The following is a 1,148-nucleotide window of genomic DNA, read 5'->3' as shown; positions in this document are numbered from 1 at the left end:
AGACATTATCAGAAACTAAAATTTATGATATAATTTTATTATTAAATTTTTGAGATGCTTATTATGATTTTAAATTATGATGATGTTAAAGAGAAGCCAGAAACTTTAAGAGCTATGACGAGCTTAAACCGAGATGAGTTTGAGTTGTTATGTTTGTCATTTAGCCAAGCATGGGAGGAAGAGACACAATCGTGTCAACGCGATCCAAGCAAAGGAGGACGGAAACCTATTTTAACGAAACATGAAGATAGACTTTTATTTATTCTCTTTTATCTCAAAACCTATCCGCTTCAGGAAGTGTTAGCCCATCTGTTTGGAATGAGTCAAGGACAAGCCCATTTTTTAATTTATCAATTGAGTCGGATTTTGCGCGAAACGCTGAAGCGAATGGATCATCTTCCAGCGCGAACTTCTGAAGAAATGATCCGAAAACTGGCTGAGGAGGAACCGCAAGATTTTGCCATTGATGGTACGGAGAGACGGATTCAGCGCCCGAAAGACCCCGACCGCCAAAAGCGATTCTTTAGTGGTAAGGAAGGGGAACACACCGTAAAAAACGTAATCGTAAGCGGCCTTTTAGATCAACAAGTTAAATACTTAAGTCCCACACAAGAGGGGAGGAAGCACGATAAAAAAATCGCAGATGAAGAACACATTACGGCTCCTGAAGGCAGCGATCTTTATCAAGATACGGGCTTTCAAGGGTTCACCCTTCCTGAAGTGACGATCCATCAACCCAAGAAAAAATCGAAGGGTGAACAACTGAGCCTTGGTGATAAGATAATCAATCGTATTATCTCCCGAACTCGGGTGGGAGTAGAACATGTGATTGCGGGCGTCAAACGGTTACATATTGTTCAAAATGTATTTAGAAATACTCAAGATAATTATGAGGATCACGTCATGGAATTGGCGTGTGGATTACATAATTTTCGGAGTAATCATCGACTCTGTTATTAACTTATCATAGTGAGGTACATCTTTATTTAAAGATGCCATCTTAAATAATTAACACATTTTTATAATGATTAAAATAACAGAGATAAATTTAATAATATTTTTATTTAATTTTTGTTAATTTATGTAGTTTTTATTAATCAATAAATTGAGTAAAAATTTTTCTGTTAAATCAGTTATTGATAATGTCT

At 36.2% G+C, this 1,148-nt stretch carries 1 protein-coding gene; it reads left to right on the top strand.

Annotated features, from left to right (window positions below):
- The first annotated feature begins 63 nt into the window (after positions 1-63).
- Positions 64-960 (top strand): transposase family protein, encoded by an 897-nt coding sequence (locus BN874_RS23445; RefSeq protein WP_195912146.1) that lies wholly within the window; start codon positions 64-66, stop codon positions 958-960.
- Positions 961-1,148: the final 188 nt, after the last annotated feature.

This window comes from Candidatus Contendobacter odensis Run_B_J11, from assembly GCF_000531125.1.
GTDB classification, from domain to species: Bacteria; Pseudomonadota; Gammaproteobacteria; order Competibacterales; family Competibacteraceae; genus Contendibacter; species Contendibacter odensensis.
This window is presented reverse-complemented; position numbering and strand designations above follow the sequence as displayed.

Excerpts from the sequence above, each read along its gene's own strand:
- BN874_RS23445 (WP_195912146.1), top strand. The coding sequence starts at position 64 with ATGATTTTAAATTATGATGATGTTAAAGAGAAGCCAGAAACTTTAAGA.